The organism is Achromobacter sp. ESBL13 (assembly GCF_036668755.1).
Classification (GTDB): Bacteria; Pseudomonadota; Gammaproteobacteria; order Burkholderiales; family Burkholderiaceae_B; genus Achromobacter.
This window is the reverse complement of sequence record NZ_JAZEVT010000004.1, coordinates 466,989-482,929: the sequence shown is the minus strand read 5'-3', so window position 1 is coordinate 482,929 and position 15,941 is coordinate 466,989. Positions and strand designations below refer to the sequence as shown.

Genomic DNA, 15,941 nt, shown 5'->3' with positions numbered 1-15,941 from the left:
CCGGATGCCATGAATTCCCAGACGCCCCCGCCCCCGCCGCCCCGCCCCGACTGCACGCCGACCCAGGTCACGCGCGTACGGGGCGGAGCCATCGCCCCCGCCGCCGAATCGGATTTTGTTGCCGAGGAAACGCCGGTGGCGCTGGAGTTCAACGGCATCAGCCACGCCACCATGCTGGCCACGCCGGCAGACCTGGAAGACTTTGCCGTGGGCTTTTCGCTGTCGGAAGGCATCATCGACAGCGTCAGCGATGTGCGCGGCATAGACGTGCTGCCGCAATGCGACGGCATCGTGGTGCAGGTGGAAATTTCCAGCGCCTGCGAAGTGCGCTTGAAAACGCGGCGACGCGCCATGGCCGGGCGCACGGGCTGCGGCCTGTGCGGCGTGGAAACACTGCCCGAAGTGCTGCGGCCGGTGGCGCCCGTGACGAACGGGTCCGCCGTGCGCATCAGGGCGGTGCTGGCCGCCATGCAGGACATGCGCACGCGCCAGGCGCTGCACGACATCACGGGTGCGACGCATGCGGCCGGCTGGGCGGGCGGCGACGGCGCGGTTGCGCTGCTGCGCGAAGACGTGGGGCGCCATAACGCGTTGGACAAGCTGATCGGCGCGTTGGCGCGCCAGGCCATGCACGGCGGCAATGGCATCGTGCTGGTATCCAGCCGCGCCAGTTTTGAAATGGTGCAGAAGACGGCGGCGGCCGGGGTGGCCGTGCTGGCGGCGGTGTCCGCCCCCACGGCGCTGGCCATCCGCCTGGCGCAAGACGCCAACGTCAGCCTGGTGGGATTTTTACGCGGCGACGACGCCACGCTGTATACGCACCCCGAACGATTCATCGCCTGAAGCCCGGGTTGAATCGCACCTTGAATCGCACCTTGAATCGCATCCTGAATCGCACTTGAACCGGACCCTGACTCGCAATGGAAATCGGCAACCTGATCCGCATGGCCAACCGCATCGGCCAGTTCTTTGACGCCATGCCGGACCGCCACGAAGCGCTGGAAGGCGTGGCCAACCATATCCACAAGTTCTGGGAGCCGCGCATGCGAAACGAGCTGCTGGGCTTCCTGGCGGCTACCCCGGACGGCGACGCCGGCGACGAACAATTGCATCCGCTGGTGCTGGACGCGGTCACGCAGAACCGCCAGCGCCTGACGCCCGCGCCTCGCGTGAACTAGCCGGGCGCCACCCGCTTTACCCGCAGTCAAAACAAAACATAGCGGCTATAAAGCCGCACCCATCGAGGAGACTACATGGAAAGCACCGCCACCTTGGACCTGCCCGGCGCTAAGCCGGGCTTTTTTGAAAAAGAACGCACCATCGCCGGGCCGGGTTTCTCGCGCTGGCTGGTGCCGCCGGCCGCCTTGGCCATCCACCTGTGCATCGGCATGGCCTATGGCTTTTCGGTGTTCTGGCTGCCGCTGTCCAAAGTGGTGGGCGGCGCCAAGCCGCTGGCCTGCCCGGCCGACATGAGCCTGGTGGCCGAGCTATTCACCACCAGCTGCGACTGGAAGATTTCAACCATGGGGTGGATGTACACCCTGTTCTTCGTGCTGCTGGGATGTTCGGCGGCGCTGTGGGGCGGCTGGCTGGAACGCGCCGGCCCGCGCAAGGCCGGCGTGGTGTCGGCGGTGTGCTGGTGCGGCGGCCTGGTCATTTCCGCCATCGGCGTGTACCTGCATCAGATGTGGATGCTGTGGTTGGGCTCGGGGGTTATCGGCGGCATCGGCCTGGGGCTGGGGTATATCTCGCCCGTCAGCACGTTGATCAAGTGGTTTCCCGACCGGCGCGGCATGGCCACCGGCATGGCCATCATGGGCTTTGGCGGCGGCGCGATGATCGGCGCCCCGCTTGCCGACCTGCTGATGCGCCACTTTGCCACCCCCACCTCGCCGGGCGTGTGGCAAACCTTTTTGACCATGGCCGTGGTGTATTTCGTGTTCATGATGTCGGGCGCGCTGGGCTACCGGGTACCGCCCACGGGCTGGAAGCCGCAAGGGTGGACCGCCCCGGCCAAGCACGCCAACAACGCCATGATCACCAAGGGCCACGTGCACGTGAAGCGCGTCTGGGGCGTGCCGCAGTTCTGGCTGGTGTGGCTGGTGCTGTGCCTGAACGTCACGGCCGGCATCGGCATTCTGGGCATGGCGTCGCCGCTATTGCAGGAGGTGTTCGGTGGCGGGCTGATCAACAAGCCGGAGCTGGGCTTTGGCCAGCTGGACAAGGATCAACTGGCCGCCATCGCCGCCATTGCTGCCGGCTTCACCGGCCTGCTCAGCCTGTTCAACATCGGCGGCCGCTTCTTCTGGGCCAGCCTGTCCGACAAGCTGGGCCGCAAGATGACGTATCTGGTGTTTTTCGTGCTGGGCTTCGTTCTGTATGCCGCCATTCCGTGGACGGCCCACATCGGCGCGCTGGCGCTGTTCGTGGCCGCGTTCTGCGTGATCCTGTCGATGTACGGCGGCGGCTTTGCCACGGTGCCCGCGTACCTGGCGGACCTGTTCGGCACGCAGATGGTGGGCGCCATTCACGGCCGGCTGCTGACGGCGTGGTCGGCGGCCGGTATCTTTGGCCCGGTGCTGGTGAACTACATCCGCGAATATCAGCTGTCGATCGGCGTGCCGCGCGCGCAGGTGTACGACATCACGATGTACATCCTGGCGGGCATGCTGGTGCTGGGTTTTCTGTGCAACCTGGCGATACGCCCCGTCAATCCGAAGTACTTCATGACGGATGAAGAGCTGGCGCATGAAAAAGCGCTGGCGCACGAACGCGCGGCCGCCGCCGAAACGCACGGCGTGGGTGCGTCCACGTTCCGTACACCCGCCGTGCTGGTGCTGTTTGCCTGGGCCTGCGTGGGCATCCCGCTGGCCTGGGGAATCTGGATCACGCTGCAAAAGGCGGTGGTCCTCTTTCACTGATGCGTGTGGCGCGCGGCGGCCGGCGTGCCGCGCGCCCGCCCCCGGGGCGCGAAGCTGCTACATTGGCAGCCCGCGCCCTATCTTTTTATTGGTCCCCATGATTCTTACCCCTTCCCCCGTCCTTGCAGGAGCGACACGTTGAGCGCTCCCGAATTGCACTGGGTTGAAAATGATGTCCCCCATTCCGCCCGCTGGCGCTCTGAAACCGGCGCAACGCCGCCCAAGCGCGTGGTGGTGGTGGACGACAAACTGACCGCCGACATGGCCTATCGCCAGGCGTGCGAAGGCGTGGGCCTGCTGTGGCGCGGAGATTTCCAGAACGCCCGCCAGCTGCTGCTGGCCATGACGCGACGCGTGGACAAGCGTCCGCGCAAGCCCGTCGACAGCATGCTGGAAGCGTTCAACCAGCATCGCCAGATCCAATCGCAGCGCGCCCGCATCCTGGGCATGCTGCTGATTCCGTTTGACGCCGGCCACGGCATTTCGCTGCGCCGCGCGCCCGATGCGCGCCAGGCCTGCGAAGAAGCCCACGGCCCGGCCGACGAACCCTATGTGGCGTCAATGCGCGAACTGCTGGGCCTGATCGGCGCGTTCGAATGGCGCAAGAAAGGCGTCGAGATTCCCGCGTTGAACAACCGCATCCATCCGCACTACGGCGTGTTCTCGCCCCTGCGCGGCGAGTATGTCGATCTGGTGGCCAATACGCCGATGCCGCGCGGCAGCGTGGCGTTCGATATCGGCACGGGCACCGGCGTGCTGGCGGCCGTGATTGCTCGCCGAGGCGGCAAGCGCGTCATCGCCACCGACCAGGATCCGCGCGCTTTGGCGTGCGCCCGTGAAAACCTGGAACGCCTGGGCCTGGACAAGCAGGTCGACGTGGTTGACGCCGACCTGTTCCCAGAAGGCCGGGTATCGCTGGTGGTCTGCAACCCGCCGTGGTTGCCCGCGCGCCCCAGCTCGCCGGTCGAGCAAGCCGTGTACGACCCCGACAGCCGCATGCTGCGCGGCTTTTTGAACGGTTTGCCGGCGCACCTGACGCCCAACGGCGAAGGCTGGCTGATCCTGTCGGACCTGGCCGAACACCTGGGCCTGCGCACCCGCGAACAGTTGCTTGAAATGATCGACACGGCGGGCCTGCGCGTCATCGAGCGCCTGGACACCCGCCCCACGCACGCCCGCGCCAAAGACCCCAGCGACCCGCTCTACGCCGCGCGCTCAAAGGAAGTCACCTCCCTGTGGAGATTGGGCGCCGCCGCCTGATCGCGAAGGCCCCGCCGCCTGCGGCGCGGGGCACCCCCCTCTCGCCGCCGGGCCGCCCCAAGGCGGGAGGCGCCCCCTCGGGGGGCAGCAAGCACGCGTAGCGTGCGCAGCGTGGGGGCATTTCCTCTCGCCGCCGAGCCGCCCCCCGAGGCGGGAGGCGCCCCCTCGGGGGGCAGCAAGCACGCGTAGCGTGCGCAGCGTGGGGGCATTTCCTCTCGCCGCCGGGCCGCCCCCAAGGCGGGAGGCGCCCCTCGGGGGGCAGCAAGCGCGCCTAGCGTGCGCAGCGTGGGGGCATTTCCTCTCGCCGCCGGGCCGCCCCCAAGGCGGGAGGCGCCCCCCCGGGGGGCAGCAAGCGCGCCTAGCGTGCGCAGCGTGGGGGCATTTCCTCTCGCCGCCGGGCCGCCCCCAAGGCGGGAGGCGCCCCCCTCGGGGGGCAGCAAGCACGCGTAGCGTGCGCAGCGTGGGGGCAGCCCCTCCCCGCTCTCGCTATGCTTTTCCCGCCGCTACGTTCACGCTGATTGCGATGATGAACACGTTGAAGAAGAACGCGATCACGCTGTGCATCAACGCCATGCGGCGCACGCGGCGGTTGACGATCTGCACGTCGGACACCTGGAACGTCATGCCCAGCACCAACGCAAAATACGCAAAGTCCCAGTAGTCGGGTTCCTGCGTGCCCGGGAAATCCAGGCCCTTGTGCGCACCGGTCCGATGACCGTAATAGCCGTGCGCATAGTGCAGCGCAAAAATCATGTTCATGTAGAGCCACGACAGCACGATAGTCGCGCCCGCCGCCAGCACATCCAATGCGCCGCCCGAGCTGCTTTCGCCGTGCAGCTCGACCCACAGCGCCATCAAGATCATGCAGGACAACGCCACGCTGCTCCAGAGCACGCCAAAACGGCCCACGTCCTGCTGCCTGGCCTGCACGCGCATCGAGGCGGGGCTGGCCTTGCCGAACACCCGCGCCGTCAGCACTAAAAAGACCAGCGCGGCGGCGTCAAAGCCCAGCAACAATGCCAGGCTGACTGACCGCCCCCACGCGTACGCGCCACCGCCCACCACCAGGAACAGCATGCCGCACAACATCAGGCGCCGATGCGCGTGAAAAAAAGGCAGTCGCTCAACTAAGGCGCTGTGGCCGTCGTCCGGCTTGGCGTGGTCGGGCTTGGCGTGGTCGGGCTTGGCGTGGTCGGAGTTGGCGTGGTCGGAGTTGGCTTCGTCCGGCTCTGCGTCGTCCGGCTCACCGTTGTCCCGATCGGTATCGCCCCGGTCCGCTTCGCCGGGCGCCGCCGCCCGGACCTTTTTTTCACGGGCCTTTGGGTCTTCAACCTGAGGTTTGGCCGCACTCGGTTGCGTCATGGGGGCTCCTGCGCTGCGCAAACGCCTACGCTAACCGATCGCCAACAAACCCACCAGCGCGCCGCCGAACAGCAGCCACAGCGGATGAATGCGCGTGGTGCTGCCCAGCACCGCCACCACGGTGGTGATGGCGGCCAGCAGCCACGAGTGCACGGACGCCTCGGTGATCAGCGCCGCACTGGCCGCCACCAGCCCCACCGTCATCGGAAAAATACCCGCCTGGATCACGCCCCGCCACGGGCGGTCCTTGAAGCGTTCCCACAAGCCCAGCGCCACGATGGTGATCAGCGACGACGGGCCGAACTTGGCAATGGTGGTGACCAACATGCCCCACCAACCGGCCACGTGCCAGCCCACCAGCGTGACCACCATCAGGTTGGGCCCCGGCGCGGCCTGGCCCAGCGCGAACAGCGCCGAAAAGTCCGCCGCCGTCATCCAGCCGTGCACGTCCACGACCTGGCGCTGCATCTCGGGCAGGATCGTGTTGCCGCCGCCGAACGCCAGCACCGACAGCTGCGAAAAGATCAAAGCCAGGGCAATCAATGTGTGGATCATCGACGTTGCCTCCAGACCAGCAGAATGCTCAGCGGCGTCAGCACCGCCATGGTCGGCAACAGCGGAATGCGCAGCACCGCCACGGCCACGAAGCACAGCGTTGCCACCACGCCCGCCAGCCAGTCGCGGCGCTTGATGACCGGTACGCCGATCTTGACCGCCATCGAAATCAGCAGCCCCGCCGCCGCGGCAGCCAGGCCGGCGAACAGGTGCTGGATATGCGGATCGTTCTGAAAGCGGTCGTACACCATGCCCAGCAGAATGACGATGGCCGACGGGGCAAGAATCAGTCCCATCAAGGCCGCGAACGCGCCACGCGGGCCGCGAAACTTCATGCCCAGCGCCACAGACAGGTTGATGATGTTGCCGCCGGGCAGAAACTGGCACAGCCCCAGCAGATCGGTGAATTCGGGGCCGCTCAACCAGCCGTGCTTTTCAACGACCATGCGGCGCGCCAGGGGCAACGCGCCGCCGAAAGCGGTCAGGCCAAGCATCAGGAAACCGGTGAACAACTGCCCACAGGTGGGCGGTGGCCGCGTGGCGGCGTCGGAGGTCAGGGGTGCTGCATTCATAGGGTCGTGGGCCGGTGCAAGGCCGGCGGGCAAGGGCTGGCGCGTCGTTCGCATACAGATCAATTACCGCGCAATTACCGCGCAATTACCGCGCAATTACCGCGCAAGTACCGCGCAAGTACCGCGCGGCTACCGCGCGACTACCGCGAAAACACCACGCGCACATCGCGCGGCGACGGCGGAAAACCAAGGCTCGCAGCCTACTCTTCGGCCTGGATAATGTCTAATATATGACCACGCAACCATTCATATTCACTGCATATGGCATCTGTAGACCTGCGCCTTTTGCGCTACTTCCTGGCCGTCGCCGAGGAAGCCCACCTGACAAAGGCCGCGGCGCGGCTGGGCATCCGCCAACCTCCGCTGAGCCAACAGATACGCGTGCTGGAACAGGAACTTGGCGTGACCCTGTTCCATCGCCTGCCGCGCGGCATGGAGCTTACGGAAAGCGGCCGCGCCTTGAAGGAAGACGCGCGTAGCATTCTTGCGCTGGTCGATCAGGCGGTGGACGGCGTGCGCCGGGTTTCGCAGGGCGAAGCCGGCCGGCTGACGGTGGGCTTCACCGGGTCGGCCGCGTTCCACCCCTTCGTGCCCTCGGTCATCCGTCGCTTTCGCGAAAGCGCGCCCAACGTGCGGCTGGTGCTGGAAGAAAGCAGCTCGGGTGAACTGCGCGACGCAGTCAGCGAGGGCCGGGTCGATGTGGCCTTCATCCGTGGCGCGTATGGCAGTACGCCGGGCGTGGCCGAGGAAACGGTGCTGGAAGAAACCATGCTGGCCGCTTTTCCGGCCGACCACCCCGCCGTCAAGGGACGCGCGCGGCAGCAGATCGCGCTGTCCGAATTGGCTGAGGAAGCCCTGATCCTGTATCGGCGGCACAGCGGCCCGGGCCTGTACGACGCCATCATCACGGCATGCAGCGCGTCGGGGTTCAGCCCGCGCGTGGTGCAGGAAGCGCCGCGCATGCTGTCCACCCTGAGCCTGGTGGCGGCGGGGCTGGGCGTGTCCCTTGTGCCCGCCTCATTACGGCGCGTGAACATCGAAGGCGTGGTGTACGTCAACGTGACCGGCCCCGTGGCGCTACGCGCCGCGCTGAAGCTGATATGGCGCGATGCGCCGCTGTCTGGCGCGACCCGCAAGCTGATCGACGAAGTGCGCCGGCATCGCGCGGATGGTGCGGCAGTGGGCGAAGGGGGTGTCGAAGCCGCGGATTTGGATTTGGATTTGGGTTTGGATTCCGGTTCAGGTTCAGGTTCAGGTTCAGGTTCGGATTCGGGTTTGGGTTCAGGTTCGGCTTCAGGTCTGGGGTCGGGTACCGCTCCAGGATCGGACTCGGACTAGGGTTCGTTCCACCCCGAGCGCAAAGCCCCTGCTGGCGGCGCTACACTGCGCGGCACCTGCTTTTTTTTACGCTGCGACCATGTCTTGTGATTCCCTCATCGGCGTATACGACTCCGGCGTTGGCGGCCTGAGCGTGTTGCGCGCCATTCGCGACGCGCTGCCTTATGAATCCCTGCTGTACGTTGCCGATTCGGCGCACGTCCCGTATGGCGACAAAACGCAGGACTTCGTGTTGCAACGCGCCTACGCCATGGCGGACTATTTTGTCTCGCGGCAAGCCAAGGCCATGGTCGTCGCCTGCAACACGGCCACCGCCGCCGCCATCGCGCCGCTGCGCGCACGACACCCCGACCTGATCATCATCGGCGTAGAGCCCGCCATCAAGCCGGCCGCGCATCTGACGCATAGCGGCGTGGTCGGCGTGTTCGCCACGACAGGCACGTTGGCCAGCCCCAAGTTCGCCACGCTGGTCCAGCGCGAGGCGCCCGAGGTGCGCATCGTGTTGCGCCCCTGCCCCGAATGGGTTGCGCTGGTAGAACAAGGCAGGCTGTCGGGCCCCGACGTGGACGCGGCCGTGCGCGCGCCCGTCGAGGAATTGCGCGCGGCCGGGGCCGACGTGCTGGTGCTGGGCTGCACCCACTTTCCCTTTTTGCGCGACGCGATTCAGGCGGCGGCCGGACCGGGCGTGCCGTTGCTGGAAACGGGCGCGCCCGTGGCTCGCTGGCTGAAGCACCAGTTGCTGCAACGCGACCTGTTGCGCAATGGCGACCGCAGCCATGGCGACCGCAGCCATGGCGAACCCCCCAGCGCCACCTGCACACTGGAGACGACCGGCTACGCACCGGCCGTGGCAGCCCTGGCCGAGCGGCTCTGGGCGCCGGGCGTGGAAGTCGCTGAAACACCGGCGCGCTGGCGATAGCGGCAGCCTTGGGCGACTTTGCAGGCGACGAGCCTGGCGGGCAACAGGGCCAAGCATTCAGCAACGCAGCGTGCATGGCACCGCGTAGCAGGTGGTGCGACGTCGTCATCGGCGCCACTTGCACCGCGGCACCGCCGTTGTATTCACCCGGCTTGATCCAGCGCAGCGTCCTCGGCCCGCAACCGGCGAATAATTCGAATACAGTAGAAAAATCCGCCTGCCCAGGCTCGCAACCAAGGAGACGCGCATGAAACGCATCCTGATACCCGTCGACGGCTCGCCGCCCGCGCTGCACGCCGTCCAAGCCTTGCTGGCGGCACGCGCTTACGATCCCGTCGCGCATGTTGAATTGCTGACGGTTCAGATTCCGCTCAAGTCGGGCAAGATCGGACGCGGTCTAGAGCAAGCCGACATTGATGCGTACCACCAGGACGAAGCCCGCGCAGCCTTGCAAGGCGCCAGCGACCTGCTCGCCAAAGCCGGTGTGCCATTCGACGCGCGCGTCGAAACCGGTGAACCTGCCGAGACCATCATTCGCGTGGCGGGTGAGGCAAACGCGGATGAAATCTTCATGGGTTCACGTGGCCTGGGATCGGTGTCCTCGCTATTCCTGGGCTCCATCGCCACGCGCGTTCTGCACCTGACGGACTTGCCCGTCACCTTGGTCAAGTAACGCACACAGGAGCAATCATGTTGAACATCCTTGTCCCGGTCGACGGCTCCGACAATGCCAACCGCGCAGTGCTGTACGCCCGTCAATTGGCCGAAGGCGCGCCGTCCGCGCGCATCCATCTGCTCAACGTCCAGACGCCCACGCATGGCCGCGCCGGCGTGTCGCGCCTGATCACGCAAGACATGATCGACGAGTTCTACGCCCGCGAAGGCCAGCAAGCCACGCGCGATGCGCGGCAGTTGCTGGACGCAACGGGTACGGATCATGCCAGCCAGGTGCTGTTCGGCCACCCCGCCACCGAAATCGCCGGCTACGCCCGCGACCAGCATTGCGCCCGCATCGTGATGGGCACGCGGGGCCACGGTACGCTCGTCAACATCCTGGTGGGCTCGGTCGCCAATCAGGTGCTGCAACTGGCGGATGTGCCCGTCACCCTGGTGAAGTAAACCTTCGGCGGCGATAGCGGCTGCGATACGCTGCGGTTCAAGCGGCGGGCAGCCACAACGACACGCGCAAGCCACCCAATGGCGAGCGCCCCGCCCGCACCTCGCCGCCGTAGGTGCCGGCAAGATCGCGCACGATATCCAACCCCAGGCCCGAGCCGGGGCGTTGCTCGTCCATGCGCACACCGCGCAGGAAAATCCGTTCGCGCGCTTCGTCGTCAATGCCGGGGCCGTCGTCATCGATGTGCATCAGCAAGCGCCCCACATCCGCGAGTTCGGCGGCCACCCGGACCTGGCTGCGCGCCCATTTGCAGGCGTTGTCCAGCAGATTGCCCAGCATCTCCTGCAAGTCCTGCGCTTCGCCTCGAAACCGCAACGTGTCCGGCAAGCCGTTCATATCGATGTGCAGATCGCGCTGCGCATACAAGCGCTGCATGACGCGCACGATGCCTTCCGTGGCCTCGCGCACCGGCGCGCGGCCGTCGGCGGCGCCAGAGGACGCGGCGGCGCGAGCCCGCGCCAGGTGGTGGTCGATCTGGCGGTTGGCCATGGCCACCTGCTCGTTCACCAGCGATGCCGGTACGTTGGGCTGGCTGGCGGCACCGTTGGCCAGGATGGTCAGCGGCGTTTTGACCGCGTGCGCCAGATTGCCCGCCTGCGTGCGCGCGCGTTGGACGATATCGGCGTTCATCGCCAACACGTTGTTGAAGTCGTCCACCAGCGGTTGGATTTCGCTGGGGAAGCGGCCCTCGATGCGGCTGTTGCCGCCATGCTGCGCGGCCAATTGCCTACGCAACCTCGCCAAGGGCCGCAGCCCGACGACAACCTGGACCACGGCCGCCAAGGTCAAACCCGCCGCCAGCGCGCCCAAGGCGATGGCAAGCATGTGATTGAAGCGGCCGATGGGTTCGGCCAGCACGCGCCGGTCGGCGGCCACGACCAGCCGCCACGGCGCGACGTCTTCCTCGGCGGGCCTGACGGTGCGCGCCAACGCCGTCAAGCCGCGCCCCGCCGGCCCCGGCGTTTCGTAGGTCTGGTCGCCGGCCTGGGCCGCGTGGCGCGCGGACGGCGCCGGTGCAGCCAGCGTCTGATCCCATAGCGACCGTGATCGCGCGACGCCGATCGCCGCCGGACGCTCGCCGTCAGCCAGTTGGTCGACCTGCCAGTACAAGCCCGACAACGGTTGCTCCAGGCGGGGGTCGCTCAGCGGCGGGGCCACCACCGGCCGGCCGTCGGCCCCCAGGTTGACGGCGGCGGTCAGCTGATTCAGGTGCAGGGCCAATTCGGCCTGGAACTGCTGCGTGACGTGCTGGCGAAACAGGCTGGCCAGCCCCCAACCCGCCAGCGCGACCGACACCAGGATCCAGGCCAGCGTGCCCGCCAGCAAGCGCAACCGCAGCGAACCCGGCATGCCCGCGCGCAACTGCTTCATTGCGCCGCCGCCAAGCGATAACCCAGGCCGCGCACCGTTTCAATGGTGTCAGGCGGCAGCTTCTTGCGCAGACGGCCGATGAAGACCTCGATGGTGTTGGAGTCACGGTCGAAGTCCTGCGCGTAGATGTGTTCAATCAATTCAGTGCGCGACACGACCTCGCCCGCGCGCTGCATCAGCACCGACAGCACTTTGAATTCGTGGCTGGTCAGTGACAGCGCCTGCCCGTTGACCGTGGCCCTGGCCTGGCGCGTGTCCAGCATCAGTGGGCCGCAGCGCCACTGCGCGCTGGCATGCGCGGTACTGCGGCGCAACAGCGCGCGCACACGCGCCAGCAGTTCTTCCATGTGAAAGGGCTTGGTCAGGTAATCGTCCGCGCCCGCGTCGATGCCCGCCACCTTTTCGTGCCAGTTGTCGCGCGCGGTCAGGATCAGCACCGGCATGTTGCGCTGTGCGGCGCGCCATTGCTTCAGTACGGTAAGCCCGTCCATGACCGGCAGGCCCAGGTCCAGCACCACGGCATCGAATGCTTCGACGTCGCCCAGGTAGCGCGCGGATTCGCCGTCCGTGGCGTTATCCACCGTGTAGCCCGCCGCCTGTAGCGCGGCGGTCAGTTGCGCTGCCAGCGTCGGCTCGTCTTCCACTACCAGTATGCGCATCAGTCCTTGCCCTTGAATTTGATATCGCGGCCCTTGACGGCCAGCAGCGTGCCGTCGCGCGCATCGATCTTCAGTTTCAGGATGCCGCCGCCGCTTTGCAGGACGCGAATTTCGTAGATGAATTCGTCGTCGTCTTCTTCGAATTCCACCTTGACCACCTGGCCGGGGAAATCACGTTCGACGATATCCAGCACGGCGCCCAGGGGCAGCACCTTGCCCGCCTCCAGCGCAAGACGCGCGCGTTCGTGGTCGCTTTCATCGGCCACGCCACTGACGGGGCCGGCGATCAGCGCCAACGCCAATACGCCGCCCGGCAACAGGATGCCGCCGCGTCCGCGCTTGAAAAATGGGAATTGCCGCAATGCCGGACCTTTGGGTAGAAGGGGAAACCGACCGTCGGTTATACCGTGGCGGGGATGAACCCCAGATGAACGACGGCTTCAGAAAAGGTTCATGGGCCAAACCGAATAATGAGCACAGGGTCAACACAACGACCTCGTTTTGTCCGGTTCTGTTCCATCACTTTCTGTTCCATCACTTTCTGTTCCATTACCTTTCGTTCGCCCTAGGAGTGACTCATCATGACGCGTATTCAAAAAACCCTGGCAGCCTTGGCCGTAGGCGCATCCGCCCTGGTGGCGGGCGGCGCGGCGCAAGCGCAACCTGCACAGCCCGCCGCGCAAACCCCGGCACAGGCCGGGCCCCAAGCGCCGGCTACCGCCACCCCCGCCGCCCCGATGCTGACGATACGCCAGGTGTACGACAAGATGGAAGCCTCGGGTTACCGCAACATCTCCGAAATCGAGCGCTCCAGCAAGCACGGCTACGAGGTCAAGGCGTACGACCCGCAGGGCCAACGCGTGAAGCTGTACGTCGATCCGCAATCGGGCGCCGTCACGCGCAGCCGCTTCGATGATTGATTGAAGAGGCTCCGCCGAACCCTGGGTATGATGATGCGAATCCACTGGCTTGGAGTCGCATCATGCCCACCCCGCGCACCGCGCGCCCTTTGGCAAAGGCCTGCCTGACGATCGGCGCGGCGGCCGCGCTGGCCTTCCTGGCCTCCTGCGGTGAAATGGCCACCCTGCCCGTTGAATCAGGCATGGGTCCCCGCCCCACGCTGCCCGCGCCCAACACCACCCTGATCCCCACCGTCAACACCGCAAAGGCCGTCGGCTGGTCCGACGGCGCGCAGCCCGTGGCCGCCGCCGGTCTGGCCGTCAACGCGTACGCCGGCGGCCTGGACCATCCGCGCTGGCTTTACGTGCTGCCCAACGGCGACGTGCTGGTCGCGGAAACCAACGCGCCACCCAAGCCCGAAGGCGCGGGCGGCGGCCTCAAGGAATGGGCGGCGGGCGTCGTCATGAAGCGCGCCGGCGCCAAGACACCCAGCGCCAATCGCATCACCCTGCTGCGCGATGCCGACCACGACGGCGTGGCGGAAACGCAAAGCGTGCTGTTGCAAAACCTGAACTCGCCTTTCGGCATGGCGCTGGTCGGCAACCAGCTCTACGTGGCCAATGCCGACGCGGTGCTGCGCTTTCCGTACCAGCCGGGCCAGACGCGGATCCAGGCCCCAGGCGTGCACGTCACCGACCTGCCCGCCGGCATCAACCACCACTGGACCAAAAACCTGATTGCCAACGCGGACGGCAGCAAGCTGTACGTGTCTGTCGGGTCCAACAGCAATGTGGCGGAAAACGGCATGGACATCGAAGAAGGCCGCGCCGCCATCTGGGAAATCGATGTGGCCAGCGGCAACAAGCGGCTCTACGCCACGGGCCTGCGCAACCCGGTCGGCATGGCCTGGGCGCCCGATGGCAAGACGCTGTGGACGGCCGTGAACGAGCGCGACGAGCTGGGCAGCGACCTGGTTCCCGATTACATGACGTCGGTCAAAGACGGCGGTTTCTATGGTTGGCCCTACAGCTATTACGGGCAGCACGTGGACACCCGCGTCACGCCGCCGCGTCCGGACCTGGTGGCGCGCGCCATCGTGCCCGACTATGCGTTGGGCCCGCACACCGCCTCGCTGGGGCTGGCCTGGTCCGGCGCCACGCGGCTGCCCGCGCCCTACGCCGGCGGCATGTTCGTGGGCCAGCATGGTTCCTGGAACCGCGACCCGCGCAGTGGCTACAAAGTCATCTTCGTGCCCTTTGAAAACAACGCGCCCAACGGTCCGGCACGCGATGTGCTGACCGGGTTCCTGAACAAGGACGGCCAGGCGCAAGGGCGCCCGGTAGGCGTCGCCATCGATGGTCAAGGCGACTTGCTGGTGGCCGACGACGTGGGCAATGTGATCTGGCGCGTCAGCCCCAAGCCATAACGGGCACGCTTTCACGCAACTCAATCGCCTTGGCTTGCGCTGCATCAAGCCCGCTCATGCGGGCGTTGGCATTCTGGCCGGTAGCGGGGTCAGAATGTCGTGAAACCGGTCCATCGCGCGCAAGCGCGGGCCGGAAATCCGCTTGTTGCGAAACGTTGGAGGCAAGAAATGATGTTCAAGAAACTTTGCGTGGCCGCGATCCTGGCTGCCGCATCCGCCCCGGTCCTGGCTGCTGAATGCTCGGTGGATATCGCCGGCAATGACCAGATGCAGTTCGACAAGAAGGAAATCACGGTCAGCAAGAGCTGCAAGCAGTTCACCGTGAACCTCAAGCACCCGGGCAACCTGGCCAAGAACGTCATGGGCCACAACTGGGTGCTGACCACCTCCGCCGACATGCAGGGCGCCGTCAACGACGGCATGGCCGCCGGCCTGGACAACGACTACGTCAAGAAGGGCGACGCGCGCGTCATCGCCCACACCAAGGTCATCGGCGGCGGGCAGTCCGATTCCGTCACCTTCGATGTCAGCAAGCTGGCCGCCGGCACCGACTACACCTACTTCTGCTCTTTCCCCGGCCACTTCGCGCTGATGAAGGGCACCTTGAAGCTGGTCGACTGATCCGTCTTGCGCCCTTGACGACACGGGCTGCCGCTCCGATTTTTTCGGGGCGGCAGCCCGTTTCCATTGGGTGCGTTCCCCCTACAATGGCCGCTTTCTCGTACACACCGACAGGGAGCAGGCATGAGCACGGAAAAAGTAGCGATCGTGACGGCGGGCGGCAGTGGCATGGGCGCTGCGGCAGCGCGCAAATTGGCGGCCGACGGCTACCGCGTCGCGATCTTGTCGTCGTCCGGCAAGGGCGAATCCCTGGCGGGTGAACTGGGCGGGCTGGGCGTGACCGGCTCGAACCGCTCGCCCGAAGATTTGGCCCGGCTGGTGGAAACCACGCTGCAAAAATGGGGCCGAGTCGATGCGGTGGTCAACAGCGCGGGCCACGGCCCCAAAGGCGCGCTTCTGTCCATCAGCGACGAAGACTGGCACCTGGGCATGGAGTACTACCTGCTCAACGTCGTGCGCATCGTGCGCCTGGTGGCGCCGGTGATGAAGCAGCAGAAGTCGGGCGCCATCGTCAATATCTCTACGTACGCCACGTTCGAACCGGAAGCGCTGTTCCCCACCTCCGGCGTGTTCCGTGCCGGCCTGGCCGCCTTCACCAAAGTGTTTTCCGACGAATACGCCGAACACAATGTGCGCATGAACAACGTGCTGCCCGGCTTTATCGACAGCCTGCCCGAAAAGGAAGACCGCCGCGCGCGCATCCCCATGGGCCGCTACGGCACCGCCGAGGAAGTGGCGGACCTGATCGCCTTCCTGGCGTCTGACGCGTCGTCCTACATCACCGGCCAGAACATCCGCATCGACGGCGGCATCACGCGCTCGGTCTGACCCCCGGGCTCATGCTTAAGGATTAATCCTCT

At 66.4% G+C, this 15,941-nt stretch carries 17 protein-coding genes and 1 pseudogene; 12 read left to right on the top strand and 6 right to left on the bottom strand.

Annotated elements, in window-relative coordinates:
* The first annotated feature begins 9 nt into the window (after window positions 1–9).
* The 4 genes from fdhD to V6F88_RS18960 all read left to right on the top strand — a co-directional run bounded on the left by fdhD (window position 10) and on the right by V6F88_RS18960 (window position 4,181).
* Window positions 10–843, top strand: a complete 834-nt coding sequence (fdhD, locus tag V6F88_RS18975) for a formate dehydrogenase accessory sulfurtransferase FdhD (RefSeq protein WP_332611407.1) — start codon at window positions 10–12, stop codon at window positions 841–843.
* Between the two features lie 77 nt (window positions 844–920).
* Window positions 921–1,178 (top strand): formate dehydrogenase subunit delta, encoded by a 258-nt coding sequence (locus V6F88_RS18970; RefSeq protein WP_046805217.1) that lies wholly within the window; start codon window positions 921–923, stop codon window positions 1,176–1,178.
* A gap of 75 nt (window positions 1,179–1,253) precedes the next feature.
* The gene (locus V6F88_RS18965) at window positions 1,254–2,921 is read left to right on the top strand and encodes an OFA family MFS transporter (protein ID WP_332611405.1); all 1,668 of its coding nucleotides are present in this window, start codon (window positions 1,254–1,256) and stop codon (window positions 2,919–2,921) included.
* A gap of 138 nt (window positions 2,922–3,059) precedes the next feature.
* Window positions 3,060–4,181, top strand: coding sequence for a class I SAM-dependent methyltransferase (locus V6F88_RS18960; protein ID WP_332611403.1), 1,122 nt, complete (start codon window positions 3,060–3,062; stop codon window positions 4,179–4,181).
* A gap of 486 nt (window positions 4,182–4,667) precedes the next feature.
* On the opposite strand, the gene V6F88_RS18955 is transcribed toward V6F88_RS18960, so the two are convergent.
* The 3 genes from V6F88_RS18955 to V6F88_RS18945 are packed head-to-tail and all read right to left on the bottom strand — an operon-like array spanning window position 4,668 to window position 6,670.
* Window positions 4,668–5,543 carry a DUF1345 domain-containing protein gene (locus V6F88_RS18955; protein WP_332611402.1) on the bottom strand — a complete coding sequence of 292 codons (876 nt, stop codon included), beginning with the start codon at window positions 5,541–5,543 and terminating at the stop codon, window positions 4,668–4,670.
* A gap of 30 nt (window positions 5,544–5,573) precedes the next feature.
* The gene (locus V6F88_RS18950; RefSeq protein WP_046805214.1) at window positions 5,574–6,098 is read right to left on the bottom strand and encodes a chromate transporter; all 525 of its coding nucleotides are present in this window, start codon (window positions 6,096–6,098) and stop codon (window positions 5,574–5,576) included.
* Window positions 6,095–6,670 carry a chromate transporter gene (locus V6F88_RS18945; protein ID WP_332611399.1) on the bottom strand — a complete coding sequence of 192 codons (576 nt, stop codon included), beginning with the start codon at window positions 6,668–6,670 and terminating at the stop codon, window positions 6,095–6,097. Before V6F88_RS18945 ends, V6F88_RS18950 begins: the two co-directional genes overlap by 4 nt.
* 261 nt (window positions 6,671–6,931) lie before the next feature.
* Between V6F88_RS18945 and V6F88_RS18940 the strand changes: the two are divergent.
* From V6F88_RS18940 to V6F88_RS18925, 4 genes and pseudogenes are all read left to right on the top strand, one after another.
* Window positions 6,932–7,837: pseudogene (locus tag V6F88_RS18940) on the top strand (LysR family transcriptional regulator); the annotation flags it as partial.
* Between the two features lie 250 nt (window positions 7,838–8,087).
* Complete coding sequence (gene murI / locus V6F88_RS18935; RefSeq protein ID WP_332611397.1) at window positions 8,088–8,927, top strand: glutamate racemase; 840 nt, start codon at window positions 8,088–8,090, stop codon at window positions 8,925–8,927.
* Between the two features lie 247 nt (window positions 8,928–9,174).
* Window positions 9,175–9,600 carry a universal stress protein gene (locus V6F88_RS18930; protein WP_332611396.1) on the top strand — a complete coding sequence of 142 codons (426 nt, stop codon included), beginning with the start codon at window positions 9,175–9,177 and terminating at the stop codon, window positions 9,598–9,600.
* A 17-nt stretch (window positions 9,601–9,617) separates the two neighbouring features.
* A complete protein-coding gene (locus V6F88_RS18925; RefSeq protein WP_332611394.1) occupies window positions 9,618–10,046 on the top strand; it encodes a universal stress protein in 429 nt (142 codons plus the stop codon).
* A 37-nt stretch (window positions 10,047–10,083) separates the two neighbouring features.
* On the opposite strand, the gene V6F88_RS18920 is transcribed toward V6F88_RS18925, so the two are convergent.
* The 3 genes from V6F88_RS18920 to V6F88_RS18910 are packed head-to-tail and all read right to left on the bottom strand — an operon-like array spanning window position 10,084 to window position 12,496.
* Entirely contained in the window at window positions 10,084–11,475 is a 1,392-nt protein-coding gene (locus V6F88_RS18920) for a sensor histidine kinase (protein ID WP_332611393.1), read from the bottom strand.
* A complete protein-coding gene (locus V6F88_RS18915; RefSeq protein ID WP_332611391.1) occupies window positions 11,472–12,134 on the bottom strand; it encodes a response regulator transcription factor in 663 nt (220 codons plus the stop codon). The genes V6F88_RS18920 and V6F88_RS18915 overlap by 4 nt, the downstream gene beginning before the upstream one ends.
* Window positions 12,134–12,496 carry a PepSY domain-containing protein gene (locus V6F88_RS18910; RefSeq protein WP_442880345.1) on the bottom strand — a complete coding sequence of 121 codons (363 nt, stop codon included), beginning with the start codon at window positions 12,494–12,496 and terminating at the stop codon, window positions 12,134–12,136. Before V6F88_RS18910 ends, V6F88_RS18915 begins: the two co-directional genes overlap by 1 nt.
* Window positions 12,497–12,715: 219 nt before the next feature.
* Between V6F88_RS18910 and V6F88_RS18905 the strand changes: the two genes are divergently transcribed.
* The 4 genes from V6F88_RS18905 to V6F88_RS18890 all read left to right on the top strand — a co-directional run bounded on the left by V6F88_RS18905 (window position 12,716) and on the right by V6F88_RS18890 (window position 15,909).
* Window positions 12,716–13,054, top strand: coding sequence for a PepSY domain-containing protein (locus tag V6F88_RS18905; RefSeq protein ID WP_332611390.1), 339 nt, complete (start codon window positions 12,716–12,718; stop codon window positions 13,052–13,054).
* Between the two features lie 62 nt (window positions 13,055–13,116).
* Window positions 13,117–14,460 (top strand): PQQ-dependent sugar dehydrogenase, encoded by a 1,344-nt coding sequence (locus V6F88_RS18900; protein WP_332611389.1) that lies wholly within the window; start codon window positions 13,117–13,119, stop codon window positions 14,458–14,460.
* Window positions 14,461–14,631: 171 nt separating this feature from the next.
* Window positions 14,632–15,081, top strand: coding sequence for an azurin (gene azu, locus V6F88_RS18895; protein WP_332611449.1), 450 nt, complete (start codon window positions 14,632–14,634; stop codon window positions 15,079–15,081).
* 123 nt (window positions 15,082–15,204) lie between these two features.
* The gene (locus V6F88_RS18890; RefSeq protein WP_332611388.1) at window positions 15,205–15,909 is read left to right on the top strand and encodes an SDR family oxidoreductase; all 705 of its coding nucleotides are present in this window, start codon (window positions 15,205–15,207) and stop codon (window positions 15,907–15,909) included.
* The last annotated feature ends 32 nt before the right edge of the window (window positions 15,910–15,941 follow it).

Bases quoted from the DNA above. Each gene is read 5' to 3' on its own strand.
- fdhD (WP_332611407.1), top strand. From the start codon at position 10: ATGAATTCCCAGACGCCCCCGCCCCCGCCGCCCCGCCCCGACTGCACG.
- V6F88_RS18970 (WP_046805217.1), top strand. From the start codon at position 921: ATGGAAATCGGCAACCTGATCCGCATGGCCAACCGCATCGGCCAGTTC.
- V6F88_RS18965 (WP_332611405.1), top strand. From the start codon at position 1,254: ATGGAAAGCACCGCCACCTTGGACCTGCCCGGCGCTAAGCCGGGCTTT.
- V6F88_RS18955 (WP_332611402.1), bottom strand. From the start codon at position 5,543: ATGACGCAACCGAGTGCGGCCAAACCTCAGGTTGAAGACCCAAAGGCC.
- V6F88_RS18950 (WP_046805214.1), bottom strand. From the start codon at position 6,098: ATGATCCACACATTGATTGCCCTGGCTTTGATCTTTTCGCAGCTGTCG.
- V6F88_RS18945 (WP_332611399.1), bottom strand. From the start codon at position 6,670: ATGAATGCAGCACCCCTGACCTCCGACGCCGCCACGCGGCCACCGCCC.
- murI (WP_332611397.1), top strand. From the start codon at position 8,088: ATGTCTTGTGATTCCCTCATCGGCGTATACGACTCCGGCGTTGGCGGC.
- V6F88_RS18930 (WP_332611396.1), top strand. From the start codon at position 9,175: ATGAAACGCATCCTGATACCCGTCGACGGCTCGCCGCCCGCGCTGCAC.
- V6F88_RS18925 (WP_332611394.1), top strand. From the start codon at position 9,618: ATGTTGAACATCCTTGTCCCGGTCGACGGCTCCGACAATGCCAACCGC.
- V6F88_RS18920 (WP_332611393.1), bottom strand. From the start codon at position 11,475: ATGAAGCAGTTGCGCGCGGGCATGCCGGGTTCGCTGCGGTTGCGCTTG.
- V6F88_RS18915 (WP_332611391.1), bottom strand. From the start codon at position 12,134: ATGCGCATACTGGTAGTGGAAGACGAGCCGACGCTGGCAGCGCAACTG.
- V6F88_RS18905 (WP_332611390.1), top strand. From the start codon at position 12,716: ATGACGCGTATTCAAAAAACCCTGGCAGCCTTGGCCGTAGGCGCATCC.
- V6F88_RS18900 (WP_332611389.1), top strand. From the start codon at position 13,117: ATGCCCACCCCGCGCACCGCGCGCCCTTTGGCAAAGGCCTGCCTGACG.
- azu (WP_332611449.1), top strand. From the start codon at position 14,632: ATGTTCAAGAAACTTTGCGTGGCCGCGATCCTGGCTGCCGCATCCGCC.
- V6F88_RS18890 (WP_332611388.1), top strand. From the start codon at position 15,205: ATGAGCACGGAAAAAGTAGCGATCGTGACGGCGGGCGGCAGTGGCATG.